This is a genomic window from Basfia succiniciproducens (genome assembly GCF_011455875.1).
Lineage (GTDB): Bacteria > Pseudomonadota > Gammaproteobacteria > Enterobacterales > Pasteurellaceae > Basfia > Basfia succiniciproducens.
Genome location: NZ_CP015031.1, coordinates 39,096 through 63,538, shown reverse-complemented (window position 1 = coordinate 63,538; position 24,443 = coordinate 39,096). Strand labels below are relative to the sequence as shown.

Sequence of the window (24,443 nt, the reverse complement as noted above, 5' to 3'; positions counted from 1 at the left end):
AAAAATGTTAAATTTATGACCGCACTTTATAATAAATAATAAAAGTGCGGTAGAAAAATACAAATTTTTATGTCGGTAAAATTTACCTACATCTCACAAAGGATAAATAACCGGTTAACTCCGGTTATTTATTAACTTTAGAATTACTATTGTTCAACAGATTGTTCTTGAGATTCTTCTTTTGAACCAAGGTCTCTCATAGTTAAACGGATACGACCCTGACGATCGATTTCCACCACTTTAACCTGAACTTCTTGACCGACTTGAAGATAATCACTTACTTTCTCAACGCGTTCTTCCGCAATTTGAGAAATATGAACTAATCCTTCTTTGTTGCCAACGATAGCCACGAAAGCGCCGAAATCCGCAAGACGGGTCACTTTACCGGTGTAAACCGAGCCCGCTTCCACTTCGGCGATAATGTCTTCAATCCGCGCCATCACGGTTTTCACCGCATTGCCGTCAACAGCGGCGATTTTCACCGTACCGTCATCATCAATATCGATAGAGGTACCGGTTTCTTCGGTTAACGCACGAATTGTCGCACCACCTTTACCAATCACGTCTTTGATTTTCTTCGGATCGATTTTCATGGTGTAAATACGCGGTGCGAATTCGGAAATTTCCGCACGTGGCGCCGAAATCGCTTGTTCCATTACACCTAAAATGTGCATACGCGCACTTTTCGCCTGGTTCAAAGCAATTTGCATAATTTCCGGCGTAATACCTTCGATTTTAATATCCATTTGAAGTGCAGTCACACCGGTACGGGTACCCGCTACTTTGAAGTCCATATCGCCTAAATGGTCTTCGTCACCTAAAATGTCGGAAAGCACCACAAATTTATCGTCTTCTTTCACCAAGCCCATGGCGATACCCGCTACGGCGGATTTAACCGGCACACCGGCATCCATCAACGCCAATGATGCGCCGCAAACAGACGCCATTGATGAAGAACCGTTTGATTCGGTGATTTCAGACACTACGCGAACCACATACGGGAATTCGCTGATGCTTGGCATTACAGCAGCCACACCACGTTTAGCTAAACGACCGTGACCGATCTCACGACGTTTCGGCGAACCGACACGACCCGTTTCACCTACAGAATACGGAGGGAAATTGTAGTGGAATAAGAAAGTATCCTGGCGTTCGCCCGTTAATTCATCAAGAATTTGCGCATCGCGTTCCGTACCTAAGGTAACCACCGCTAATGATTGGGTTTCACCACGGGTAAAAATTGCCGAACCGTGGGTGCGCGGCAACACGCCGGTGCAAATGTCTAAGGCGCGCACCGTGTCAACGGTACGACCGTCGATACGCGGTTCGCCGGCAATGATACGTCCGCGCACGATTTGGCTTTCAAGTGCGGTGAAAATATCAACGATTTTGCCTTCGCTAACTTCTTCATCTTCCGCTGTGATTTGTGCAATCACATCCGCTTTAATGGCGTCGATTTGTTCGTAACGCACTTGTTTTTCAGTGATACGGTATGCGTCACCCAAACGGTTTTCGGCGATTGCTTTCACTTTGCTGATTAATGCTGAATCCGGTTCCGGAGCAACCCAGTCCCAGCGCGGTTTACCCGCTTCCGCCACAAATTCTTTAATGGCTTCAACCACAACCTGTTGCTGTTGATGACCGAACACCACCGCAGACAACATTTGCTCTTCAGTTAAAATATCCGCTTCGGATTCCACCATTAACACAGCTTTGTCCGTACCCGCAACCACTAAATCCAAACGGCTTTGTTTTTGTTCCGCCATGGTTGGGTTTAACACGAATTGATCGTTAATGAAACCGACACGTGCCGCACCGATAGGACCGTTGAAAGGCACGCCGGATAATGAAAGTGCCGCTGAAGCGCCGATCATCGCCACTAAATCAGGACTGATCTGCGGATTGACAGACACTACTGTCGCAATGATTTGAATTTCGTTTAAGAAACCTTCAGGGAACAACGGACGAATCGGACGGTCGATTAAACGCGCGATTAACGTTTCGCCTTCGGAAGGACGACCTTCACGTTTAAAGAAACCACCCGGGATTTTACCTGCCGCATAAGTACGTTCTTGATAATCTACGGTTAACGGGAAGAAATCCTGACCTTCTTTTACATCTTTTTTTGCCACCACGGAAACAAATACCGTAGTATCGTCCATACTTGCCATTACGGCTGCCGTTGCCTGACGGGCAATAGCTCCGGTTTCCAATGTTACGGTGTGTTGACCGTATTTAAATTGTTTTACAATTGGATTCACTATTTTTTCCTTTTATATTAATAAGTTATTCTGCTTTATTTTCCAAATTGCGACTAGCAAAAATAATCTTTATCATTGATAAAAATCACTTTTGATAGCCGCACGCTAAAACGGAAAACAAAACTGACGTATTATACAAGGGTTTTTCGTTTATTGGTAATAATTTTACTCAATAACCGACCTATAAGATAAACTAATTCGGAGAATAAAGAAATAATTGCAAAATTTCGCATTTTTCAACCGCACTTTTGCACGATAAAAGTGCGGTTAATTTTTACGGAATTTTGAACGTAACACACAAAAACAAAAAAGCCTTGAAATAAATTCAAGGCTTTAAATTTGGTGGAGATAATCGGGATCGAACCGACGACCTCTTGAATGCCATTCAAGCGCTCTCCCAACTGAGCTATATCCCCGTATGCGGCAAGTATCATAATAACTTGCCGCACTTGCTGTCAACAACTAATCAAAAAGATTGAATCAACAGGTTAAATATTAAGCGTTTTTTGCCTTAATAAAGTCAATTGCCTTTTGGATTCGGGCAAGCACGCGCTCACGGCCGATGCCCGCAAGGGTAACGTCCATTGAAGGCGATTGACCGGCACCGGTCACCGCAACGCGCAACGGCATACCTACTTTGCCCATCCCCACTTCTAATTCGGCGGCCGTTTGTTCAATGGCTTCATGGGCCGAATGAGCATCCCAACCGGAAAGTGCGGTCAATTTTTCTTTTACTTTTTCTAAGGGTTCGACAGCTGCCGCTTTGAGATGTTTTTTCGCCGCCGCTTCGTCAAATCCGTCAAATTCTTCAAAGAAATAACGGCTCGATGCGGCCATTTCTTTTAAGGTTTTACAACGTTCGCCCAACATTGATACGATTTCGGTTAAAGCGGGACCCTTTGAGGTATCAATGCCTTGCTCCTGATATTGCCAGGCTAAATGTTGCGCCACATATTCCGCCGGTAATTCGCGGATATAATGTTGGTTCAACCATAACAATTTTTCCGTATTGAAAGCACTGGCGGATTTGCTCACGTGTTCAAGTTCGAATAATTTGATCATTTCTTCCAACGTGAAGATTTCCTGGTCGCCGTGTCCCCAACCTAAACGCACTAAATAGTTTAATAAGGCTTCCGGCAAATAACCTTCGTCACGATATTGCATAACGCTTACCGCACCGTGACGTTTAGACAATTTCTGACCGTCATCACCGTTAATCATGGAAACATGGGCGTAAACCGGAATAGGCGCGCCTAATGCTTTTAATATATTGATTTGGCGGGGCGTGTTGTTAATGTGATCTTCCCCGCGCACCACATGGGTAATACCCATATCCCAGTCATCCACCACCACACAGAAATTGTAGGTCGGCGAACCGTCGCTACGGCGAATGATCAGGTCGTCCAATTCATGATTGCTGATTTCAATACGGCCGCGCACCGCATCTTCAAACACCACGGAACCTTCCTGCGGATTTTTGAAACGCACCACATGAGGCTCATCCGGGCTATGCTCGTGATCATGTAAACAATGGCGGTCATAACGCGGTTTTTCTTTGTTCGCTTCTTGCTGATGACGCAATTCTTCCAAACGTTCTTTCGAACAATAACAGCGATAAGCGAGGCCCTGTTCTATCATTTGATCGATCACCTCGTTATAACGGTCGAAACGTTTGGTCTGGAAATACGGACCATGTTCCCAAGTCAGATTAAGCCATTCCATCGCTTCTAAAATTGCGGCTGTGGCTTCCGGTGTGGAACGCTCTAAATCCGTATCTTCGATACGCAATACAAATTCCCCGTCATTGTGTTTCGCATATAACCATGAATAAAGTGCGGTACGGGCGCCGCCTACGTGCAAATACCCCGTCGGGCTCGGCGCAAAACGAGTACGCACTTTCACATTGGGATCTAAATTAAATAATGCTTTTAATTCCATTTCTATAACCTTAAATTTGGATATCACAAAATTGTCCGTATTGTACTACGAGTTTCCTGATTCTTGTAAGGAAAGTTTTTGCAATTATTAACACAAAAGGGCTTTTTATGACTATTTTTACAACAATTACGCATTTTTTTGTAAAAATGGGTTGACTGAAAACAGATAATATTTATAATGCCAACCCACAACACGGGCGATTAGCTCAGTTGGGAGAGCACCTCCCTTACAAGGAGGGGGTCACTGGTTCGAGACCGGTATCGCCCACCACTTTCCAAGTGTTTCGTGTTGTATGCTTAAACTGACGAGGGCGATTAGCTCAGTTGGGAGAGCACCTCCCTTACAAGGAGGGGGTCACTGGTTCGAGACCGGTATCGCCCACCACTCTTTTAGTTTAAGTACCCAAGATTTTAAATCTCAAGTGGGCGATTAGCTCAGTTGGGAGAGCACCTCCCTTACAAGGAGGGGGTCACTGGTTCGAGACCGGTATCGCCCACCACTTTTGATTTAAAATGACCTACTAATTTTGACATTTATGTACAATTCATTATCAAATCGCCAATATCGGATAATGTAACGCGACAAAAGTCAAAATCGCAGGGCGATTAGCTCAGTTGGGAGAGCACCTCCCTTACAAGGAGGGGGTCACTGGTTCGAGACCGGTATCGCCCACCACTTCTTTTCCGTTATTGATATCTTTAAACTTACTAGCCTGTATAAATATTATCTATTCGACCTATTCTTTTTTGTCAGGTTAATTTTCTTCTTACGGAAGAAATGGTAAAGTAGATAAAAATTTTTTGTCTTTGGTGAGCTAATGAATAAACCAATTAAATACAAACCGCTTATTTTTTTGTCCAATGGCGTACTACGGTTACTTGGTAACATCATTAAAATTCTCAGTTATCCGTTTCATGCGATTTTTCCCAAAAAACGCTTTACGATTCCTGAATTCAGTCCCGCGTTCCGTCCGTCAAATAAGCAGAGTAAAATCAACAAAACTATTTGGCAAACTAACTACAGTAACAAAGTTACCCTACCGGTGTATTGCAACTATTTGGTAAACAGGGCTTTATCCTGGAGCTATGAATATCGTTACGTAAGCACGGAAGCACGTGAAGAATATATTAAAGCAAATGCCGACACCCGGGTTTATGAGGCTTACAGCAAATTAACCGATGGTGCGGCGCAAGCCGACTTTTGGCGGATTTTCACATTATATAACGAAGGCGGCGTCTATATGGATATTGACGGACACTTAGTTTGGTGCCTCGCTGATATCATTGATGAAAATGATACGGAAGTGGTGATTACGCGTCGGGATAAATACACTAACTTTTTCCTGGCAAGCACCAAAGGTAATCGATTTCTGAAAGATACGTTAGATATTATTGTAAATAATATCGAGCAACGAAAAATTGACGGCGGCGTATTCACTTTAACGGGCCCTACTACGTTAAATATGGCGTTAAAAGGTAAAAATGTAAATTCACGTCGCGATAAATTTACCTGTGCGCAAGGAACCTTTACCAATGAATATTTCCAGTACATGGATAAAAAGAAAGGTAAATGGAATCACACAAAAAATGAAGATTTGCTAAAAAAATAGTTAACTTGTGATTAGGGGCGTTTTTTAAACGAAATCACAATTTTCAACTATAAAAATTACTTTTATAATTAAAAATGAATAAGAATACATTTATCGTCGGTTTCACGCTTTTTGCTATTTTCTTTGGCGCCGGCAATTTAATCTTCCCGCCGAAATTGGGATTAGAAAGTGGCTCTGAATTTTGGTCTGCAATCACCGGCTTTATTTTAAGCGGTGTCGGTTTGCCCTTATTAGGCATTATCGTCAGCGCTTTTTATGAAGGAGGATACAAAACCGCCACTACTAAAATCAGCCCTTGGTTTTCCGTTATTTTCCTTATGGCGGTTTATCTCAGCATCGGGCCGTTTTTTGCTATTCCTCGTACAGCAGCAACTTCTTACGAAATGGCGATACTGCCTTTTATCGGTAAAAGTTCCTCGCTTTCCATGCTGATTTTCACGCTGTTTTATTTCGCTATCAGTTTATGGTTTGCCTTAAATCCGTCGAAAACCGTTAGTCGGATCGGCGCTATTTTAACGCCGATTCTGTTATTCGCTATTTTAGCCTTAGTGGTAAAAGCCTTTTTTATCCTGATCGACAATGATCCTTCCGAGGTTATCTTTACCCTGCGAGAGTCCAATAACAGTTTCCTCTTTACCGGCATTATCGACGGATACCTCACAATGGATACGCTGGCATCCATTGCCTATTCCGTTATTGTTATAGCGGCGATTCAATCTAAAGGTATAAAACACGGTAAAGAGCTGACCAAACAAACGTTATTAGCGGGAATTGTGGCGGCTATCGCGCTGGCCGCAATTTATCTGGCTATCGGCTGGATTGGCAATCGTGTCCATATTTCCGCAGAAACAATAAGTCTGTTGCAAGAGAGAAATCAGGATATCGGCACTTATATTCTTAATAAAATCACCGCTCAGGCATTCGGTAATTTCGGGCGTTCTCTACTAGGGGTGATTGTGAGCCTTGCCTGTCTAACCACAGCCATCGGATTGATTGTTTCGGTAAGTGAATATTTCAATGAAATTTATCATAAAATTTCATATAAAACTTACGTGATTATTTTCACCCTAATCGGTTTTATTATTGCAAACCAAGGATTGAGCGCCGTAATCAGTAAATCCGTACCGATTTTATTGGTGCTTTACCCGATTTCCATGACTATCATTCTATTATTGTCGGTTAACATTTTCGTTAAAGTGCCGTTAGTCGCCCAACGACTCTCTATCGCCTTAACAACGCTGGTATCAATCGGTTCTGTTGCCGGCTTGGAACAAGCAAATAACTTGCCGTTAAAAGACTACTCCATGGAATGGATCCCTTTTGCCGTAACCGGCGCTTTGTTAGGCTGTTTAATTCATGTTTTTTACAAATCGGAAAGCTAAGGGCTGTTTATCTTTTATAAACAAACCCTAGAGTAATTGTTCAATTTGCCCGTTAACCACCTGAAAAGTGCGGTGTTTTTCAGGCTGCATTTGTTTCAACTGTTCCGGCGAGATAGCCGTTACAAAAACTTGCGAATTGCTGTTTTGTAAACGTTGTGCCAGCAAGGCACGTTTAGTTTCGTCAAGCTCCGAGGCAAAGTCATCAATCAAAAAAATGCAATGGCGATTTTTTTGTGCCATTAAATGCTCGCCCTGCGCCAAGCGCAGCGCACACATCAACAGTTTTAATTGCCCGCGGGAAAGCACGTCTTCCACCGGCAAGCCATTGGACTTAAAGCGGAAATCGGCTTTTTGCGGCCCGGAAACCGTATAACCTATGGCTTTGTCACGTTCAAAATTTTCCGTTAAAAGCTGAGCATAATCCGTATCTTTCTCCCATCCTTGATGAAAACTCACATGAATATCTAATTCCGGTAAAAAAAGCCGGCAGGTTTGCTCAATTTCAGGGCTCAGCGCCTCCGCATAATCCGCACGCCATTGGCTGACCTGATGAGCAAGCTTGGCAAGCTCCATATCCCAGGGTTTCAACATATTGTAATCATAGGTTTGATTCAACGCCGCATTGCGCTGCTTGAGCAAACGATGAAGAGCGGACCAGGCGGAATGAAAATTAGGTTGATGATGAAAAAGCCCCCAATCAAGAAAGGCTCTACGATAACTCGGACCGCCATTAAGCAGGGTTAAGCCTTCGGGTGTGATTATTTGCATAGGAAGAAGATGAGCGAGATCCGAGATTTTATTACCATCTTCACCATTAATTTTAACAATGGTATTACCGTCTTTACGCTGTTTTTGCAACCCGACGGACCATTCGTGCTGCAGCTCCCGAATACGCCCATGCAGGGTAAAATGCGGTTGGTCGTAACGAATAACCCGGGTTGTAACCGAGCTTTTGAAAGAACGACCGTGCCCAAGATAAAAAAGCGCTTCCAGCAAACTCGTTTTGCCGCTGCCGTTGTTTCCCACCAAAAAGTTAAAGCCGTGGTCAAATTCCAGATCCACGGCTGAGATATTTCGGAAATTTTCAACAATAAGACGAGCAATTGCCATATTAACTCAAAAGTGCGGTCGTTTTTTCGGAAATTTCTATAAACGCATTGGCATGATTACATATTCGGCGCTGGCGTCTTCGCAATTTTCAATTAAACAACTTGATGAAGCATCGGTTAAGCGCATACGAACACGCTGACATTTCAAGGCATTCAGCACATCAAGAATATAACTGACGTTAAACCCGACTTCCATTTCATTACCGCTGTAAGACACATCAATGATTTCTTCCGCTTCTTCCTGTTCCGGGTTGGTGGCGGTAATCTTCATTTGATTCTGATCCAGTTGTAAACGTACGCTACGGAAACGTTCGGTCGAAAGAATAGCGGCACGGACAAAGGCTTGCTTTAATACATCCCAATCCGCTTCCAGAATATGATCCGCATTACGCGGCAACACTCTGCGATAATCAGGGAAACGTCCGTCGATTAATTTTGACGTAAACACCACATTAGCCAACTGCACACGCAGATTATTGGTGCCGATTTGCAAACGCGCCGGCGCATCGGTCGCCTCCAATAAACGCGCCAATTCCAACACGCCTTTACGCGGCACAATCACGGAATGGTTCTGTAAATCCTGTTCCAGCGCAATAGTGCAAACCGCCAAACGATGACCGTCTGTCGCTACTGTTCGCAGCAAATTACCTTCCGTTTCAAATTTCATACCGTTTAAAAAGTAACGGGCATCCTGATTTGCCATAGAAAATTGAGTCGCCTCAATCAGACGACGTAAAGTCGCCTGTTCGGTAGTGAAATCCACTTCTGATTGCCAATCCGCCAGATTCGGATATTCCTCCGCTGGCAATGTGGCTAAATTAAATTTCGTTCTTGCCGAACGCACAATGGCACGCTCTTCTTCAAATGTCACATGAATTTCTGCCTCATCCGGCAAACTGCGGCAAATATCCAAGAATTTTTTTGCCGGAATGGTAAATTTACCTTCAGTGCCCGAAATAAGCTTCGCCTGCGTAGAAAGCTCGACTTCTAAATCCGTTCCGGTGATGGTTAAACAATCATCGGCAATCTGCAATAACACGTTATTTAGCACCGGAATATTCGGGCGGCTACTTAATACGCCACATACCTGTTGTAACGGTTTTAAAAGATTATCTCTTGAAACAATAAACTGCATAGCTCTTTCCCTCATATTATGCGGATAAAGTGCGAATTAAATTCGACCAGTCTTCCTGTATATTATTGTCATCATCACGCAAAGCGGCGATTGTACGACAAGCATGCAATACCGTTGTATGATCACGGTCGCCAAAAGCTTTACCTATTTCAGGTAAACTACGGTTAGTCAGTTCTTTTGCCAATGCCATCGCCAGTTGACGGGGACGGGCAATAGAACGGGAACGGTTTTTAGATTTCAGATCGGAAACTTTAATACGATAATATTCCGCCACCATTTTTTGAATGTTTTCAACGGTAACCAATTTATCCTGCAACGCCAGCATATCTTTTAAAGTTTCTCGCACGAAATCAATGGTAATGGCTTTTCCGGTAAAATCGGCATTCGCATGAACCCTGTTTAACGCCCCTTCTAACTCGCGGACATTGGTACGCAATTTTTGCCCGATAAAAAACGCCACTTCTTCAGGCAGATAAATGTTCTTTTCTTCCGCTTTTTTCATCAGAATCGCCACCCGGGTCTCTAAATCCGGCGGTTCGATAGCAATACTTAATCCCCAGCTAAAGCGGGATTTCAGACGATCATCAATTTTTTCGATCTCGCGAGGGTAACGATCCGAGGTTAGAATAATTTGCTTCTCACCTTCAAATAACGAATTGAAAGTATTAAAAAACTCTTCCTGAGTTCCGTCTTTTCCGGCAAAAAACTGAATGTCGTCAATTAATAAGGCGTCTAAACTGCGGTAGAATTTTTTAAAATTTTCAATACGTTCCGCTTTAAGGGCTTTTACATATTCCTGTACGAAGCGTTCCGCATGGATATAAACCACCCGGGCATTAGAATTGCCCGCAATAATACCATTGCCTACGGCGTGTAATAAGTGGGTTTTACCCAGACCTGTGCCGCCGTATAAAAATAACGGATTGGCGGATTTATCGCCCGGTCTGTTCGCTACTTTTTGCCCCACCGCCCGGGCAAGTTGATTTGATTTACCTTCAACAAAATTTTCAAATAAATGATGCTGATTTAAATTCGAACGAAAAGCCGCCTGCGGCTCGTTTTCCGGCATTGGCGCACTATGTTGTACCGGCGTATTGGCAATTTCCTGTTGAGCGACAACTTTTCTTGCCGCCGGTTTAGAGCCTTCCTGCACCTTAATAACAAGATCCGTATTATTGCTAAGATCCTGAGCTATTTTTGTAATTTGTGCCAAATAGTTGTTTTCCACCCAACTTTTCACAAACATATTTGATGCATAAAGCACAATAGTATTCGGCATACTGGTATCCGCCTGCAATGGTCTGAGCCATAAACCAAAATCCGACGAAGAAATTTGATCTTGCAGTTGTAATAGGCAATTTTGCCAAAGTTGAGACAGGTCGCGTTCCATTTAATTAATACTTATCTTTTTTTATGATGATTCGTTAATTGTTAATTGAAAAATAAAATCGCCATAAAGCGAACATTATAAACTTATCCATTCTACAATAAAGTTGATGAAAGATCCTTAAAAAAGGCTCAAAAAAATTGAAAAAGATATCTGTTTTATACTTGAGATTTTACTAAAAAAACGTATAATCCCTACCGCTTTTATGCTTTTTCGATAAGGTGAAATTTGTTTTTTTCAAGATTATGGCTAATTTCACCTATATCTCATTTGACGAACGCCGAATTTACGATTAAAATTCCGTTCCTTATTTTTGAATAACCTTGTTTTCAATTAATTCCGTTTGATGGTGAATACCTGATAACTGTTGAATTCTAAACAATTTAATTAGGTAGATTAGAATTATGAAACGTACATTTCAACCTTCTGTATTAAAACGTAGCCGTACTCACGGTTTCCGTGCTCGTATGGCAACTAAAAACGGCCGTCAGGTTTTAGCTCGTCGTCGTGCTAAAGGTCGTAAAAGTTTATCCGCTTAATTCCTGCACATTCGTGTGATTAAGCTGAACTTTTCCAGGGAGTTGCGTTTGTTAACTCCCGCCCAATTCAAATACGTCTTTGAACAGCCGCTACGAGCCAGTACGCCTGAAATAACAATTCTTGCCCGTCGAAACGATCTTCAATATCCCCGTTTAGGTCTTACCGTTGCTAAAAAACATTTGAAACGAGCTCATGAACGCAATCGTGTCAAACGTTTGTGCCGTGAAAGTTTTCGTCTTTTACAACACGAATTACCTAATTATGATTTTGTTATCGTTGCCAAACACGGCATCGGCAAGCTTGATAATCCAACATTTACCGCAATTCTGAGCAAATTATGGCAACGTCACATTCGCTTGGCGAAAAAATCCTTGTCAAATTGATTCGTTTCTATCAATTGGCGATTAGCCCAATGATCGGCCCCCGTTGTCGCTTTACGCCGACCTGCTCTTGTTACGGTATTGAAGCGATAAAAACACACGGTGCGTTAAAAGGTAGTTGGCTTACGCTCAAACGTATATTAAAATGTCACCCTTTAAGTAAGGGTGGATACGATCCTGTTCCACCGAAAATTAATAACAACGTAGAGAAAAAATAATGGATTCCAGACGTAGCTTATTGGTACTAGCACTACTCTTTATTTCTTTTCTTGTTTATGAGCAATGGCAAATGGATTACAACACGCCAAAACCTGTTGCAACTGAACAAGCGCAAGCTGTTTCCTCAAATGCTGAAATGCCGGCAAGTACATCATCAACGGAAGGAACTGTCGATAATGTCGCGCAAGGCAAAATCATCAGCATTCAAAATGATGTATTTACCTTAAAAGTGGATACATTAGGCGGTGATGTGGTTGAATCCAGCTTAACCAATTACGCGGCCGAATTAAATTCCGATGCGCGTTTCATTCTGTTACAAAACAAACCGAATGAAGTGTATGTCGCACAAAGCGGTTTGATTGGCAAAAACGGGATTGATACGAAAGCCGGTCGGGCGGCTTATCAGGTTGAAGCCGAACAATTCACTCTGGCTGACGGTCAAAATGAATTACGCGTGCCTTTAACTCTTGAAAAAGACGGTGTTATTTATCGTAAAGTATTCGTGATCAAAGCGGGTTCTTACGATATTGAAGTCAATTATGAAATTCAAAACCAAACTAATGAAGCAATTGAAGTTCAACCTTACGGTCAATTAAAACATACTTTAGTTAAAAGTTCCGGTAGCATGGCAATGCCGACTTATACCGGCGGCGCTTATTCTTCAGCCGATACCAACTATAAAAAATACAGTTTCGATGAGATGAAAGATAAAAACTTATCCATTGATACTAAAGCGGGTTGGGTTGCGGTATTACAACATTATTTCGTCTCCGCCTGGATCCCGAACCAAGATGCGGATAATCAGCTATATACCAGCACGGCAAACGGTTTAGGCTTTATCGGCTATCGTGGTCCTGTAGTCAATGTACCTGCCGGCGGCAGCGAAACTATCAAAAGTGCGCTTTGGACCGGTCCTAAACTGCAAAATAAAATGGGATCTGTGGCAAATCACTTGGATTTAACCGTTGATTACGGTTGGGCTTGGTTTATTGCTAAACCGTTATTCTGGCTATTAAACGTGATTCAAAGCATTGTAAGCAACTGGGGTCTGGCTATTATCGGCGTAACCATTGTGGTAAAAGGTATTCTTTATCCGCTAACCAAAGCTCAATATACTTCTATGGCGAAAATGCGCATGCTGCAACCTAAATTGCAGGAAATGCGTGAACGTTTCGGTGATGACCGTCAACATATGAGCCAAGAAATGATGAAACTTTACAAAGAAGAAAAAGTAAATCCGTTGGGCGGTTGCTTACCGTTATTAATTCAAATGCCGATTTTCATCGCATTATACTGGACATTTATGGAAGCGGTGGAATTACGCCATGCACCTTTCTTCGGCTGGATTCAAGACTTATCGGCGCAAGATCCTTACTACATTTTGCCAATCTTAATGGGCGCCTCAATGTTCTTATTGCAAAAAATGTCACCAACTCCGGTTGCTGACCCGATGCAACAAAAGATTATGACCTTTATGCCGTTGATTTTCATGGTATTCTTCCTGTGGTTCCCTGCCGGTCTGGTATTATACTGGTTAGTTTCGAACATTATCACCATTGTTCAACAACAGTTGATTTATCGGGGATTAGAGAAAAAAGGTTTACATTCCCGTAAAAAATAATTCTCAATGAAAAAGAAAGGCATCGGTTTGATGCCTTTTTTGTTATAATTTCTCGACAAATTCTAACCGCACTTTTATCCCCAAAAGTGCGGTACATTTTAGGAAAATTTTATGATGACAAAAGAAACCATTGTTGCCCAAGCCACCCCAATCGGTCGCGGAGGTGTCGGCATTTTGCGCGTATCAGGCCCTTTGGCGACGGAAGTGGCTAAAGCCGTAGTAGACAAAGAATTAAAGCCTCGTATGGCAAATTACCTGCCTTTTAAAGATGAAGACGGTACGATATTAGATCAGGGGATCGCTTTATATTTTAAATCACCGAATTCCTTTACCGGCGAAGATGTGGTGGAGTTTCAAGGGCATGGCGGTCAGGTGGTGCTTGATCTTCTGTTAAAACGCATTTTACAGGTAAAAGGCGTTCGTTTGGCGCGCCCGGGTGAATTTTCCGAACAGGCTTTTTTAAATGATAAATTAGATTTGGCGCAAGCGGAAGCTATCGCGGATTTAATCGACGCTTCATCGGAACAGGCCGCCCGTTCCGCATTAAAATCTCTGCAAGGTGAATTTTCCAAAAAAATAAACCAGTTGGTGGATTCCGTCATTTATTTACGCACCTATGTGGAAGCCGCAATAGACTTTCCCGATGAGGAAATTGATTTTCTTGCGGACGGTAAAATTGAAGGCCATTTGAATGACATTATCGGTCAATTGGATAAAGTACGTTCCGAGGCTAAACAGGGCTCCATTTTACGCGAAGGGATGAAAGTGGTTATCGCGGGGCGCCCGAATGCGGGTAAATCCAGTCTGCTCAATGCCTTAGCCGGGCGCGAAGCGGCAATTGTGACCGATATTGCCGGCACAACCCGCGATGTACTGCGGGAACATATTCATATTGACGGTATGCCGTTACATATTATTGATACCGCAGGTTTGCGGGATGCCACCGATGAAGTGGAACGTATCGGTATAACACGCGCCTGGAACGAAATCGAACAAGCGGATCGCGTTATTTTAATGCTGGACAGCACGGATCCCGACAGCAAGGATTTAGATCAGGCAAAAGCGGAATTTTTATCCAAATTACCGGGCAATATTCCGGTCACTATCGTACGTAATAAATCGGATTTAAGCGGTGAAAAAGAAAGTATTGAAGAACAGGAAGGTTTTACGGTAATTCGTTTGTCCGCACAAACCCAGCAAGGCGTTTCTCTATTGCGCGAACATTTAAAACAGTCTATGGGTTATCAAACCGGTACCGAAGGCGGATTCCTTGCCCGTCGCCGCCATTTGGAAGCGCTGGAACATGCCGCAGAGCATTTGCAAATCGGTCGCGTTCAACTGACGCAGTTCCATGCCGGCGAATTATTGGCTGAAGAATTACGTATCGTGCAAGATTACTTAGGCGAAATTACCGGGAAATTTACTTCCGACGATTTGCTCGGCAATATTTTCAGTTCATTCTGTATCGGCAAATAGTACAAAAAAGTGCGGTAAAAATACCGCACTTTTTATCGTTCAGTCGCCATTAAGGCTTCAATATCCTCTATTTCTTTCGGCGCCGCACCGGTTAATACTTTATTACCGTATTCCGTAATCAGAATATTATCTTCAATACGCACGCCAATGCCTTTATACTGCTCCGGCACATCGGATTTCGGCGAAATATAAAGTCCCGGCTCAACGGTTAATACCATGCCGATTTCCAGCGGGCGATCCCGCACTTTGCTATTGCGATCACCGTTTTGTCCTTCCTTACTGTAACTGCCCACATCATGGACGTCCAACCCAAGCCAATGCCCCAAGCCGTGCATATAAAATTCACGGTGAGCGTTGTTTGCAATAAGCTCGTCAATATCTCCCCGCATAATGCCGAGGTCTAATAATCCCTTCACCTTAATGCGCACCACTTCATCATTCGCCCGTTGAATGGAATTACCGGCAACAAGCAACTCAATCGCCCGTTTTTGCGCGTTCAATACAATTTGATAAATTTCCCGTTGCGCTTGAGTAAATTTGCCGTTAACGGGAAATGTTCGGGTGATATCGCCCGCATACATAGCAAACTCACAACCGGCGTCAATTAGCACCAAATCTCCGTCTTTAAGGGGTTGATCGTTTTCCGTGTAATGCAGAATACAGGCGTTTTCTCCACCGGCGACAATCGTTGTGTAAGCGGGATATCTCGCCCCAAAACGATTGAACTCGTGTAAAATTTCACTTTCGATTTCATATTCAAACCGATTAGGGCGAGTCTGACGCATGGCTTTCATATGCCCTAATGCCGTAATTTGCCCTGCTTGCTGCATAAGGCGCACTTCATTAGCGGATTTAAACAAACGCATTTCATTCAACATTGGAGCCCAGTTAATATAATCCGGCGGTGAAATAAAAGTTTCGGCTAATAATTGATCCGCCCAAGGCTGCAACCCTTGATAATGATAAAGTGCGGTCGAATTTTGGCAAATTTTACCAAATATTCTCGCGAAATCATCAATAGAAAAGGCTTGATCTAAATGTAATTTTTCAGCCGCCCGCTCAACCCCCAAACGACGGCCGTTCCAGATTTCCATAAGCGGATTCGAAGGGCGCACGAATATTGTGGTTTCAACAAGCTTACCTTTTTTTTGAATTACCAGAGCAGAATTCGGTTCATTGAATCCGGTGAGATACCAAAAGTAACTATCTTGACGAAACGGATAAGTACAATCGTTATTACGGCGTTTTTCAACTTCGGAAAAAACTATAAACACCGAATTATCCGTCAGTTGCGCCGCCAGTTTTTGCCGGCGTAATACAAACTCATCCGCCGGCAATTCCGCCATATAAGCTAAATCCATGCTATCTTCCTAATGTAAAACAGGTTTTTCTTGTGCTTGCGGACGATGGAAATGGGTATAGAATAACGAAGCAATGGTGCGCACATATTCTATAATTTCTTCCAAAGCGTCGCTCAGATCTTCTTCGTTATCTTCTTCGTCATACCCAAGCTGGCAAATGTCATGTAAATCGTCAAGCGCCTCGCCGATTTCATCGGTTTCTTTATCCAGTTTAGGCTGTGCCAACCCTAAACCGAGCAAAAAATTATTTGTCCATTCCGACAACGCATCCGCCCGCGCAAAAACCTCATTATCTTCCGGCAGCCATAATTCAAAAGAAAAATTATCCATATCCGCAAGTTTTTGCCCGATATCCTGATAAATTTCTTTGATTTCATTTAATAAAGCGATGGGATACGCATGGTTATCGTTGGTAAATTGATAAAGTAACGGTTGCCAGCTGTCGTCATTAATGCCGCCGCAAATTAAACCGCTTAATAACCCGTGCAATTCGGAAGCGGTTGCGCCGATATCGGCACTTTTAAGTTGTTGATTTAAACTTGAATAAGAAATCATATTTAGTTCACTGTTATTGTCTTGAATAAGATAACGCCATTCTATCATTCTTTTGTTGATTATCTATGACGAAAATTTTTCTATATGGCATAATAGCTAAAAATTTCTGCATAACAGGTAGCCATAATATGTCCTCTAAAACTATTGAGTTAAATTTTTTAGGTCAAGTATTACGTTTGAATTGTCCGGAAGAACAACATGATTCATTGCGTGAAGCCGCTAAACTATTGGATTCCCGTGTCACCGAAATGAAAGATCGCACCGGTATTTTACAGGTGGAAAAAGCCCTTGCAATTGTAGCCTTAAATTTGAGTTTTGAATTATTACAGGAACAACACAAAACCCATAAAACGGAAAATGTACTACAAAATCAAATCGAGCAACTCACGCGTTCGCTAGAAAGCATTTCGGCTTCTACACCAACTCAACAAGCGTCTTATTCGATTGATTAAAACTCAACTAATCAGCATAATTTGGCTAAATAAATGCTGGTCAATAATTACAATTTAAGTTAGTATAATTACAAGATTTCCTGAGGTGTTCGTCAGCGGGTTACGTCCCTGAGCCGATACTTACATACTCTAGAATTGGTTCTCTATAGTTGGTGAGCATGCTTGCCCTGACCTTCGAGGTCCTGATGCAAGAAGCCTAAAAACAGTTACGACCGATTCCCTTGAACCGTCGGGTTCAAGGACCGACCACCCACAACGGCATCTCGGGGTCTTCCAATCATTTATTGTTATGCAAACCGTTTCTCAGCTTCGCCAACAAATTCGAACTCAAATTCGACAAACTCGCCAAAAACTAACCGCACTTGAGCAATCCCGAGCGGAACAGCTCATTACCGAAAAAGCGTTAGCTTTCATCGAAAAACAACAGGCGCAACATATTGCTTTATATCTTTCTTTTGATGGCGAAATCAGTACAAAACTGCTTATAGAAAGCCTGTGGCAGCAAGGCAAAAATCTTTATTTACCGGTTCTGCACCCTTTCTGCCAAGGGCATTTATTATTTCTGCGCTATGAAACCGCAAGTCCGATGGAAAAAAATGCTTTCGGTATTTTGCAGCCTAAATTAGACGTGCGTAATGTACTGCCGTTAAATCAGCTGGATATTATTTTTACTCCGTTAGTGGCTTTTGATAAATCAGCAAATCGTTTAGGTATGGGCGGCGGCTTCTATGATCGCACATTGCAAAATTGGCAGAATAAATCCTTTTTGCCCGTCGGTCTTGCCCATCAATGCCAACAGGTAGAAAAATTACCGGTAGAAAGCTGGGATATTCCTCTTTACGATATTTTAAGCGCATAAAAAATGCGGTAAAAATTACCGCACTCTCGGTTACATCCAGATCTAACTTAAACGCTGTCTTACAATTTCGAACAAACATACGCCGGTAGCGACGGAAACGTTCAGTGAAGAAACGGAACCCGCCATCGGAATGCTGATGAGTTGGTCGCAATGTTCTCGGGTTAAACGGCGCATACCGTCGCCTTCCGCCCCCATAACTAACGCCAACGGACCGATAAGCTTCGTTTGATAAAGGGTTTCCGTCGCTTCGCCTGCGGTACCCACCACCCAGATATTATGATTTTGCTGTAAATCCCGTAATGTGCGGGCAAGATTGGTGACGCGGATTAACGGCACGACTTCCGCCGCACCGCAAGCAACTTTACGGGCAATTGAAGTAAGCTGTGCGGATTTATCTTTTGGCACGATAACGGCGCATACGCCCGCCGCATCCGCCGTACGTAAACAAGCACCGAGATTATGCGGATCCGTTACACCGTCCAGCACTAATAAAAGCGGGTCTTTGTTGTTTGATAAAATCCGCTCAAGATTGTTTTCATTAAGCTCTTTGGCAGGCTGCACCCGGGCAATAATACCCTGATGTACTTCACCGTTAGCTTTATTATCTAAAGTCTGACGATTCAAAAACTGCACGGAAATGCCCAACTGATGCAATTCTTTAAGCAAAGGCTGTAAGCGCTTGTCTTCGCGCCCTTTTAACACATAAACTTCGATTAAACGTTCCGGCGCGGTTGCTAAAAACGAATTTACCGCATGAATTCCATAAATATTTTCAGACATTAATAAGTTCTCTTTTTGTTTGCTTTTTTATTCACTGAATTTTTCGATTTTTTGACCGCACTTTTCTTTTTCCCCTTGCTTGTTGCGGCCGCTTTTTTACGCTGTTTAGCAAAGCTTTCGGCATAACGCATGGCTTTCTTAGCATTATATTTTGCCGTTTTTCCCTCGCGACGAGGTTTTCGCTCGCTGGAAACAAGCGCAAAGTCAATTTGTCGTTGCTCCAGACTGATCGCCTCAACTCTAACTTTAACAATATCGCCGATACGGTAAACCGCGCCGCTGTTCTCGCCGATTAACCGCTGTCCTGCCGCATCAAAGCGATAATAGTCATTATCTAAAGTAGAAATATGCACCAAACCGTCTATAAATAAATCTTTTAAACGCACGAAAAAGCCGAAACCGGTCACGGAAGAAATAATACCTTCGAATTCATCGCCCACATGATCCTGCATATATTCGCACTTCAACCAATCCGCTACGTCACGGGTTGCATCGTCTGCGCGACGTTCCGTCATTGAGCAATGATCGCCCAATACGTCCATCTCATCTAAACTGTAATGATAACCGCCCGTATCCGTGGTCTTACGTTTTACCCCTTGCGCTTTCGCCAGCAAATATTTAATGCCTCGGTGCAAAGTCAAATCCGGATAACGACGAATCGGCGAGGTGAAATGAGCATATTCCTCTAAGGCTAAACCGAAGTGCCCGATATTATCCGCATTATACACCGCCTGACTTAAAGAACGCAGTAACATCGTTTGGATAAGCTCAGCATCAGGACGTTCTTTTACCTGTTCCAGCAATTTGGCATAATCTTTCGTGCTCGGTTTCATGCCGCCTTCAAGGCTTAGCCCGCATTCGGCAAGAAAACTTCTGAAGGAAGTTAACTTTTCTTCACTTGGCCCCGCATGAATACGATAAAGCGCAGGCTCCTGATGACGTTCCATAAAGTTTGCCGCCGCGATATTCGCCATAATCATGCATTCTTCAATGATTTTATGGGCATCATTACGCACAACCTGCTCAATACTTTCAATACGCCCCATTTCATTAAAAATAAATTTGCTTTCAATGGTTTCAAAATCAATGGCGCCTCGTTGATGGCGGGCTTCCAGCAACTTATTGTACATATTATGCAATTCCTGCAAATGGGGAACCAGCTCCTGATAGCGTTCGATCAATTCTTCATCACCCTCTAAAATACGGGCGACCTTGGTGTAGGTCAAACGAGCGTGAGAGTTCATCACCGCTTCATAGAACTGATAATCTTTCATCACGCCTTTATCAGAGAGCTTAATCTCGCAGACCATACACAGGCGATCCACCTGAGGATTCAACGAACAAAGCCCGTTCGATAAAATTTCCGGCAACATCGGCACTACCCGATTAGGAAAATACACCGAATTACCGCGATTACGCGCTTCCGTATCAAGAGCGGAACGTAAACGCACATAATAACTTACATCGGCGATAGCAACCCACAGACGCCAACCGTCCTGCTCTCTGCGGCAATGCACCGCATCATCAAAGTCACGGGCGTCTTCGCCGTCAATGGTGACCAAAGGAAGGCTGCGTAAATCGACACGACCGCTTTTGGCCTCCTCCGGCACTTCTTCAGTGAATTTTTTAATTTGTTTTTCCACTTCCGGCGGGAAAGTATGCGGAATATCATGATTACGCAGGGCGATTTCCACTTCCATACCTTTTGCCATATTATCCCCGAGAATTTCCGTAATGATTCCCACCGGTTGACTAAAGGAAGCGGTCCGGGGTTTGAGTTCCACCACCACAACCTGCCCCATTCTGGCACCTAAGCGATTTTCATTCGGAATGAGAATATCCCGATTAATCCGGCTGTCATCAGGCACCACATAACCAATGCCTTCCTCCAGGAAAAAGCGCCCGACTATTTGTTTTTTACGCCCTTCCAACACCCGCACAATCCGGACTTCGCGACGACCTTTGCGATCCAAACCTTCCCGCTGCGCCAATACATAATCACCGTGCATTACCCGTTTCATTTGCGTATTAGGAATAAATAAATCCTCTTTTACACCTTCCACCTGCAGGAAACCGTAACCGTCCCGATGTCCGATAACCGTACCTCTAAGCAAATCCAGTTTTTCCGGCAGAACATAACATTTACGCTTAGTGAACACTAATTGTCCGTCATTTTCCATGGCGCGTAGCCGACGACGTACCCCTTCTACCCGTTCATCATCTTGAATTGCAAAGACTTTCAGAATTTCTTCACGGGACATCGGCGTATTATGTTCGCGGATGACTTGTAAGATAAAATCCCGGCTTGGCACAGGATTATCGTATTTTTCCAATTCCTGCTGATAATTGGGATCCAAAAGTGCGGTCGTTTTTTTCATAGTTTTACGAGCCATAGTTAGCTCCTTATTTTAATTAATTTTTATAAGTTTGACATTGTGGCGGGAGGAAAGCAAGGAGAGAAAATTTTGTTCTGAACCTCAGAAAGGAATGCGGAAATTATATCTGTCTTTACTCAACAAAAAACCCGGCTTGATTGCCGGGTTTTCAACAATTTTTCGCTAATTATTCAGCAACAACGATTACGTTTAATGCTGTGAATACTTCGCCGTGAAGTTGGAATTTAACTTCATGATCGCCTAATGTACGAATCGGGCCTGTTGATAAACGAACTTCACTTTTCGCTACTTCAACGCCTGCCGCAGTAACTGCTTCAGCGATTTCGCGAGTTGTGATAGAACCGAATAAACGACCTTCGTCACCGGCTTTAGAAGAAATAGTTACCGCTTCTAATGCCGCGATTTGTGCTGCGCGAGCTTGAGCCGCTGCTAATTCAGCCACAACTTTAGCTTCGATTTCAGCACGGCGTGCTTCAAAGTGTTCAATGTTAGCTTTAGTTGCCATAACCGCTTTACCTTGCGGAATTAAGAAGTTACGTGCAAAACCTGATTTAACATTAACTTGATCACCAACGTTACCCAGGTGAACAATTTTATCTAAAAGAATTACTTGCATTACCGTTATCCTCTAATAAATTACTGATGGTTGTCAGTGTACGGAAGTAACGCTAAATAACGCGCACGTTTGATAGCGCGGGCTAATTGACGTTGATACTTCGCACGAGTACCGGTAATACGGCTTGGAACAATTTTGCCGCTCTCTGTGATGTAGTTCTTCAATGTAGCGATATCTTTATAATCGATTTCAACTACGTTTTCCGCTGTAAAACGGCAGAACTTGCGACGACGGAAATAACGTGCCATTTGGCTAGTCTCCTAATCTATAAATATTCGATATGCTCGGCATGCAAAACTAATTGGCTCAACCCTTTTGAAGTTTTATGCAGAGTTAAAAACCCCACCACCAATAAATGACTGCCGACCGTAATGCTTTGAGTTTTCTGCACTAATTGAGTTCCGCTAATATGAACGGGCATTTTGCACCATGCTTGACGCTTTAGCCCGGCTTCTATTTGTTCGGAACGATGTTCCAACCAAATCCGGCAATGTTCAATACCGTTGGGACTCTTAGTTCGTTTAGGCTGCTCGGTTACAAAACCTTCAAGCGATAAACGATTATTAATGCTTAAATTACTCTTCAGCATCCTCAAAATCGTTGTTTTCAACTTCAGCTGAAGCGCGACGTTCGTCTTTCGCTTTAACCATTGGGGACGCTTCTGTTACGGCGTGCTTAGTACGAATAATTACGTTACGAAGAACTGCATCGTTGTAACGGAATGTTGTTTCTAGCTCGTCGATTACTTCTTGAGGCGCTTCTACATTCATAAGCACATAATGTGCTTTGTGTAATTTGTTGATTGGGTATGCTAATTGACGGCGACCCCAATCTTCTAAGCGATGAATTTGACCGCCGGCTTCTTTTACAGAACCTGTATAACGTTCAATCATGCCTGGTACTTGTTCGCTTTGGTCCGGGTGAACCATAAACACGATTTCGTAGTGACGCATTACTGCTCCTTACGGGTTAATCAGCCTCCGACTGTTAGACCAGTCACCAATCTGCGGAAGCAAGGAACGAAAAATTAACTGTGACTGCGAGGCGTGGATTATACACCGCTCAAAAAATTAGCTCAAGTATAATCTCACTTTATTTTGCGAAAGCGAATATTGCCGCCGCTAAAAATATTTTGCATTAAATTTTCACCCGTCATTTCGCTGCATTTTTGCTTTAATTTAATCAGTTCCATACGCAAATGAGCCAGTTCATGCAGGCGTTTTGCCACATCACGGATATGTTTGTCCAGCAGCAGATTAATCTCCTCCGCCCGCTGCCCGGAACTGCGGTCTAAATTCAGTAACATTTTGATTTCGTGCAGCGATATATCCAAACTTCGACAATAGCAAATAAAAGACAACTGCTGCAGATGATCATTCGTATAATATCTAAAATTATTGGCCGAACGTTGCGGTTTAGCCAACAAACCTTGATTTTCATAATAACGAATCGTCTCAATGGTGCATCCCACCGCTTTCGCAAGCTGACCAATTCTCATTCTTATTCCTTGATTTTTCTATAAAAAAGCCTTGACCCTGAAGTTACTTCATAGTTTATCATAATTCTTAATCTTATTACTCCCGGGAATTATTGTGTCACTAAATTTAAATCAGGTTTCTTTACTGCAAAACGTTACCCGTTATTGGAATAATCGGGCGGAAGGTTACAGCCGGCATAACCAACAAGAATTACAAAGTATCAAACGCCTTAAATGGCAGCAGCTCTTGCTCGCCCACGCGCCGAAAAAGCAAAATCTTAAGGTATTGGATATCGGCACCGGTCCCGGTTTTTTTGCCATTATTATGGCGCAGGCAGGTGCGCAAGTAACGGCAATTGACGCCACCTCCAATATGCTGGAACAGGCAAAATATAATGCGGCGCAGGCAATGGTCGATATTCGTTTCGTTCGGGGCGACGTACATCATTTACCTTTTGCCGATGAACGTTTCGACTTAATTATCAGCCGAAACGTTACCTGGAACTTATCCGAACCCGAACAAGCCTATAAAGAATGGCATCGGGTATTAAAGTGCGGTGGAAATTTGCTGAATTTTGATGCCAATTGGTATCTGTTTTTATACGACGAACAACGTCGCCGGGCTTTTGAACAAGATCGCGCCTCCACCATCCGTTTAAACATTCCCGACCATTATGCCGACACCGATACCTCCGCCATGGAAGCTATCGCCCGCAAGTTGCCTTTAAGCCGGCAATTACGTCCTCATTGGGATATGAACGCGCTTTTAAACATCGGGTTTTCCCAGTTAATGGCCGATACCCGTATCGGCGAATTCCTTTGGGATGATGAAGAAAAGGTCAACTACCGCTCAACGCCGATGTTTATGATTGTCGCTCAAAAATAATTTT

24 protein-coding genes, 5 tRNA genes and 1 other RNA gene are annotated in these 24,443 nt (G+C 43.1%); 15 read left to right on the top strand and 15 right to left on the bottom strand.

Annotated features, from left to right (window positions below):
- Positions 1 to 146: 146 nt before the first annotated feature.
- The 3 genes from pnp to gltX all read right to left on the bottom strand — a co-directional run bounded on the left by pnp (position 147) and on the right by gltX (position 4,199).
- A complete protein-coding gene (gene pnp / locus A4G13_RS00355; protein WP_090655941.1) occupies positions 147 to 2,261 on the bottom strand; it encodes a polyribonucleotide nucleotidyltransferase in 2,115 nt (704 codons plus the stop codon).
- 340 nt (positions 2,262 to 2,601) lie between these two features.
- Positions 2,602 to 2,677: transfer RNA gene (locus A4G13_RS00350), tRNA-Ala, on the bottom strand.
- A 79-nt stretch (positions 2,678 to 2,756) separates the two neighbouring features.
- Positions 2,757 to 4,199, bottom strand: a complete 1,443-nt coding sequence (gltX, locus tag A4G13_RS00345) for a glutamate--tRNA ligase (RefSeq protein WP_090655938.1) — start codon at positions 4,197 to 4,199, stop codon at positions 2,757 to 2,759.
- Positions 4,200 to 4,393: 194 nt separating this feature from the next.
- On the opposite strand from gltX, the gene A4G13_RS00340 reads away from it, so the two are divergent.
- From A4G13_RS00340 to brnQ, 6 genes are all read left to right on the top strand, one after another.
- A tRNA-Val gene (locus A4G13_RS00340) sits at positions 4,394 to 4,469 on the top strand.
- Positions 4,470 to 4,507: 38 nt separating this feature from the next.
- Positions 4,508 to 4,583, top strand: a tRNA-Val gene (locus A4G13_RS00335).
- Positions 4,584 to 4,622: 39 nt separating this feature from the next.
- Positions 4,623 to 4,698 (top strand) — tRNA-Val (locus A4G13_RS00330).
- Positions 4,699 to 4,798: 100 nt separating this feature from the next.
- A tRNA-Val gene (locus A4G13_RS00325) sits at positions 4,799 to 4,874 on the top strand.
- A 142-nt stretch (positions 4,875 to 5,016) separates the two neighbouring features.
- Positions 5,017 to 5,808 carry a glycosyltransferase family 32 protein gene (locus A4G13_RS00320; RefSeq protein WP_090655935.1) on the top strand — a complete coding sequence of 264 codons (792 nt, stop codon included), beginning with the start codon at positions 5,017 to 5,019 and terminating at the stop codon, positions 5,806 to 5,808.
- A gap of 74 nt (positions 5,809 to 5,882) precedes the next feature.
- Entirely contained in the window at positions 5,883 to 7,190 is a 1,308-nt protein-coding gene (brnQ, locus tag A4G13_RS00315) for a branched-chain amino acid transport system II carrier protein (protein WP_011199668.1), read from the top strand.
- 27 nt (positions 7,191 to 7,217) lie between these two features.
- Here the strand turns inward: brnQ and recF are convergent, their stop codons facing one another.
- From recF to dnaA, 3 genes are read right to left on the bottom strand one after another with little or no spacing between them, the layout of a single operon-like run.
- A complete protein-coding gene (recF, locus tag A4G13_RS00310; protein ID WP_011199667.1) occupies positions 7,218 to 8,300 on the bottom strand; it encodes a DNA replication/repair protein RecF in 1,083 nt (360 codons plus the stop codon).
- A 36-nt stretch (positions 8,301 to 8,336) separates the two neighbouring features.
- Positions 8,337 to 9,434, bottom strand: coding sequence for a DNA polymerase III subunit beta (dnaN, locus tag A4G13_RS00305; protein WP_041639540.1), 1,098 nt, complete (start codon positions 9,432 to 9,434; stop codon positions 8,337 to 8,339).
- A gap of 16 nt (positions 9,435 to 9,450) precedes the next feature.
- Entirely contained in the window at positions 9,451 to 10,824 is a 1,374-nt protein-coding gene (gene dnaA, locus A4G13_RS00300) for a chromosomal replication initiator protein DnaA (RefSeq protein ID WP_011199665.1), read from the bottom strand.
- Between the two features lie 401 nt (positions 10,825 to 11,225).
- Between dnaA and rpmH the strand changes: the two genes are divergently transcribed.
- From rpmH to mnmE, 5 genes are all read left to right on the top strand, one after another.
- On the top strand, positions 11,226 to 11,360 hold the full coding sequence (gene rpmH, locus A4G13_RS00295; RefSeq protein ID WP_005539760.1) for a 50S ribosomal protein L34: 135 nt from the start codon (positions 11,226 to 11,228) through the stop codon (positions 11,358 to 11,360).
- A gap of 15 nt (positions 11,361 to 11,375) precedes the next feature.
- The gene (gene rnpA, locus A4G13_RS00290) at positions 11,376 to 11,744 is read left to right on the top strand and encodes a ribonuclease P protein component (protein ID WP_011199664.1); all 369 of its coding nucleotides are present in this window, start codon (positions 11,376 to 11,378) and stop codon (positions 11,742 to 11,744) included.
- The gene (gene yidD, locus A4G13_RS00285) at positions 11,699 to 11,959 is read left to right on the top strand and encodes a membrane protein insertion efficiency factor YidD (protein ID WP_083754305.1); all 261 of its coding nucleotides are present in this window, start codon (positions 11,699 to 11,701) and stop codon (positions 11,957 to 11,959) included. Before rnpA ends, yidD begins: the two co-directional genes overlap by 46 nt.
- Positions 11,959 to 13,581 carry a membrane protein insertase YidC gene (gene yidC / locus A4G13_RS00280; RefSeq protein ID WP_090655932.1) on the top strand — a complete coding sequence of 541 codons (1,623 nt, stop codon included), beginning with the start codon at positions 11,959 to 11,961 and terminating at the stop codon, positions 13,579 to 13,581. Before yidD ends, yidC begins: the two co-directional genes overlap by 1 nt.
- Before the next feature lie 114 nt (positions 13,582 to 13,695).
- The gene (mnmE, locus tag A4G13_RS00275) at positions 13,696 to 15,057 is read left to right on the top strand and encodes a tRNA uridine-5-carboxymethylaminomethyl(34) synthesis GTPase MnmE (RefSeq protein ID WP_165898037.1); all 1,362 of its coding nucleotides are present in this window, start codon (positions 13,696 to 13,698) and stop codon (positions 15,055 to 15,057) included.
- Positions 15,058 to 15,089: 32 nt separating this feature from the next.
- Here mnmE and pepP read toward each other — a convergent pair whose 3' ends face one another.
- The gene (pepP, locus tag A4G13_RS00270) at positions 15,090 to 16,418 is read right to left on the bottom strand and encodes a Xaa-Pro aminopeptidase (protein WP_090655925.1); all 1,329 of its coding nucleotides are present in this window, start codon (positions 16,416 to 16,418) and stop codon (positions 15,090 to 15,092) included.
- Between the two features lie 9 nt (positions 16,419 to 16,427).
- A complete protein-coding gene (locus tag A4G13_RS00265; protein ID WP_041640135.1) occupies positions 16,428 to 16,973 on the bottom strand; it encodes a YecA/YgfB family protein in 546 nt (181 codons plus the stop codon).
- 128 nt (positions 16,974 to 17,101) lie between these two features.
- Here A4G13_RS00265 and A4G13_RS00260 point away from each other — a divergent pair, with 128 nt between their 5' ends.
- The 3 genes from A4G13_RS00260 (at position 17,102) to A4G13_RS00250 (ending at position 18,284) form a co-directional block, all read left to right on the top strand.
- Positions 17,102 to 17,425 (top strand): cell division protein ZapA, encoded by a 324-nt coding sequence (locus tag A4G13_RS00260; RefSeq protein WP_041639538.1) that lies wholly within the window; start codon positions 17,102 to 17,104, stop codon positions 17,423 to 17,425.
- A 74-nt stretch (positions 17,426 to 17,499) separates the two neighbouring features.
- A non-coding RNA gene (gene ssrS, locus A4G13_RS00255) (6S RNA) lies at positions 17,500 to 17,699 on the top strand.
- A 15-nt stretch (positions 17,700 to 17,714) separates the two neighbouring features.
- The gene (locus tag A4G13_RS00250) at positions 17,715 to 18,284 is read left to right on the top strand and encodes a 5-formyltetrahydrofolate cyclo-ligase (RefSeq protein WP_041639537.1); all 570 of its coding nucleotides are present in this window, start codon (positions 17,715 to 17,717) and stop codon (positions 18,282 to 18,284) included.
- Positions 18,285 to 18,326: 42 nt separating this feature from the next.
- On the opposite strand, the gene rlmB is transcribed toward A4G13_RS00250, so the two are convergent.
- The 7 genes from rlmB to A4G13_RS00215 all read right to left on the bottom strand — a co-directional run bounded on the left by rlmB (position 18,327) and on the right by A4G13_RS00215 (position 23,574).
- Positions 18,327 to 19,064 (bottom strand): 23S rRNA (guanosine(2251)-2'-O)-methyltransferase RlmB, encoded by a 738-nt coding sequence (gene rlmB, locus A4G13_RS00245; protein ID WP_090655922.1) that lies wholly within the window; start codon positions 19,062 to 19,064, stop codon positions 18,327 to 18,329.
- A complete protein-coding gene (rnr, locus tag A4G13_RS00240; RefSeq protein WP_090655919.1) occupies positions 19,064 to 21,457 on the bottom strand; it encodes a ribonuclease R in 2,394 nt (797 codons plus the stop codon). Before rnr ends, rlmB begins: the two co-directional genes overlap by 1 nt.
- A 169-nt stretch (positions 21,458 to 21,626) precedes the next feature.
- Entirely contained in the window at positions 21,627 to 22,076 is a 450-nt protein-coding gene (gene rplI / locus A4G13_RS00235) for a 50S ribosomal protein L9 (protein ID WP_090655916.1), read from the bottom strand.
- Between the two features lie 20 nt (positions 22,077 to 22,096).
- Positions 22,097 to 22,324, bottom strand: coding sequence for a 30S ribosomal protein S18 (gene rpsR / locus A4G13_RS00230; protein WP_005759927.1), 228 nt, complete (start codon positions 22,322 to 22,324; stop codon positions 22,097 to 22,099).
- Positions 22,325 to 22,341: 17 nt separating this feature from the next.
- Positions 22,342 to 22,665 carry a primosomal replication protein N gene (gene priB, locus A4G13_RS00225; RefSeq protein ID WP_041639535.1) on the bottom strand — a complete coding sequence of 108 codons (324 nt, stop codon included), beginning with the start codon at positions 22,663 to 22,665 and terminating at the stop codon, positions 22,342 to 22,344.
- A complete protein-coding gene (rpsF, locus tag A4G13_RS00220) occupies positions 22,652 to 23,029 on the bottom strand; it encodes a 30S ribosomal protein S6 (RefSeq protein WP_011199651.1) in 378 nt (125 codons plus the stop codon). Before rpsF ends, priB begins: the two co-directional genes overlap by 14 nt.
- Positions 23,030 to 23,163: 134 nt before the next feature.
- Positions 23,164 to 23,574, bottom strand: a complete 411-nt coding sequence (locus A4G13_RS00215; RefSeq protein ID WP_090655913.1) for a MerR family transcriptional regulator — start codon at positions 23,572 to 23,574, stop codon at positions 23,164 to 23,166.
- 94 nt (positions 23,575 to 23,668) lie between these two features.
- Between A4G13_RS00215 and A4G13_RS00210 the strand changes: the two genes are divergently transcribed.
- Positions 23,669 to 24,439, top strand: coding sequence for a class I SAM-dependent methyltransferase (locus A4G13_RS00210; RefSeq protein ID WP_090655910.1), 771 nt, complete (start codon positions 23,669 to 23,671; stop codon positions 24,437 to 24,439).
- Positions 24,440 to 24,443: the final 4 nt, after the last annotated feature.

Excerpts from the sequence above, each read along its gene's own strand:
- gltX (WP_090655938.1), bottom strand. The coding sequence starts at position 4,199 with ATGGAATTAAAAGCATTATTTAATTTAGATCCCAATGTGAAAGTGCGT.
- A4G13_RS00320 (WP_090655935.1), top strand. The coding sequence starts at position 5,017 with ATGAATAAACCAATTAAATACAAACCGCTTATTTTTTTGTCCAATGGC.
- brnQ (WP_011199668.1), top strand. The coding sequence starts at position 5,883 with ATGAATAAGAATACATTTATCGTCGGTTTCACGCTTTTTGCTATTTTC.
- recF (WP_011199667.1), bottom strand. The coding sequence starts at position 8,300 with ATGGCAATTGCTCGTCTTATTGTTGAAAATTTCCGAAATATCTCAGCC.
- dnaN (WP_041639540.1), bottom strand. The coding sequence starts at position 9,434 with ATGCAGTTTATTGTTTCAAGAGATAATCTTTTAAAACCGTTACAACAG.
- dnaA (WP_011199665.1), bottom strand. The coding sequence starts at position 10,824 with ATGGAACGCGACCTGTCTCAACTTTGGCAAAATTGCCTATTACAACTG.
- rpmH (WP_005539760.1), top strand. The coding sequence starts at position 11,226 with ATGAAACGTACATTTCAACCTTCTGTATTAAAACGTAGCCGTACTCAC.
- yidD (WP_083754305.1), top strand. The coding sequence starts at position 11,699 with ATGGCAACGTCACATTCGCTTGGCGAAAAAATCCTTGTCAAATTGATT.
- yidC (WP_090655932.1), top strand. The coding sequence starts at position 11,959 with ATGGATTCCAGACGTAGCTTATTGGTACTAGCACTACTCTTTATTTCT.
- mnmE (WP_165898037.1), top strand. The coding sequence starts at position 13,696 with ATGACAAAAGAAACCATTGTTGCCCAAGCCACCCCAATCGGTCGCGGA.
- pepP (WP_090655925.1), bottom strand. The coding sequence starts at position 16,418 with ATGGATTTAGCTTATATGGCGGAATTGCCGGCGGATGAGTTTGTATTA.
- A4G13_RS00265 (WP_041640135.1), bottom strand. The coding sequence starts at position 16,973 with ATGATTTCTTATTCAAGTTTAAATCAACAACTTAAAAGTGCCGATATC.
- A4G13_RS00260 (WP_041639538.1), top strand. The coding sequence starts at position 17,102 with ATGTCCTCTAAAACTATTGAGTTAAATTTTTTAGGTCAAGTATTACGT.
- A4G13_RS00250 (WP_041639537.1), top strand. The coding sequence starts at position 17,715 with ATGCAAACCGTTTCTCAGCTTCGCCAACAAATTCGAACTCAAATTCGA.
- rlmB (WP_090655922.1), bottom strand. The coding sequence starts at position 19,064 with ATGTCTGAAAATATTTATGGAATTCATGCGGTAAATTCGTTTTTAGCA.
- rnr (WP_090655919.1), bottom strand. The coding sequence starts at position 21,457 with ATGGCTCGTAAAACTATGAAAAAAACGACCGCACTTTTGGATCCCAAT.
- rplI (WP_090655916.1), bottom strand. The coding sequence starts at position 22,076 with ATGCAAGTAATTCTTTTAGATAAAATTGTTCACCTGGGTAACGTTGGT.
- rpsR (WP_005759927.1), bottom strand. The coding sequence starts at position 22,324 with ATGGCACGTTATTTCCGTCGTCGCAAGTTCTGCCGTTTTACAGCGGAA.
- priB (WP_041639535.1), bottom strand. The coding sequence starts at position 22,665 with ATGCTGAAGAGTAATTTAAGCATTAATAATCGTTTATCGCTTGAAGGT.
- rpsF (WP_011199651.1), bottom strand. The coding sequence starts at position 23,029 with ATGCGTCACTACGAAATCGTGTTTATGGTTCACCCGGACCAAAGCGAA.
- A4G13_RS00215 (WP_090655913.1), bottom strand. The coding sequence starts at position 23,574 with ATGAGAATTGGTCAGCTTGCGAAAGCGGTGGGATGCACCATTGAGACG.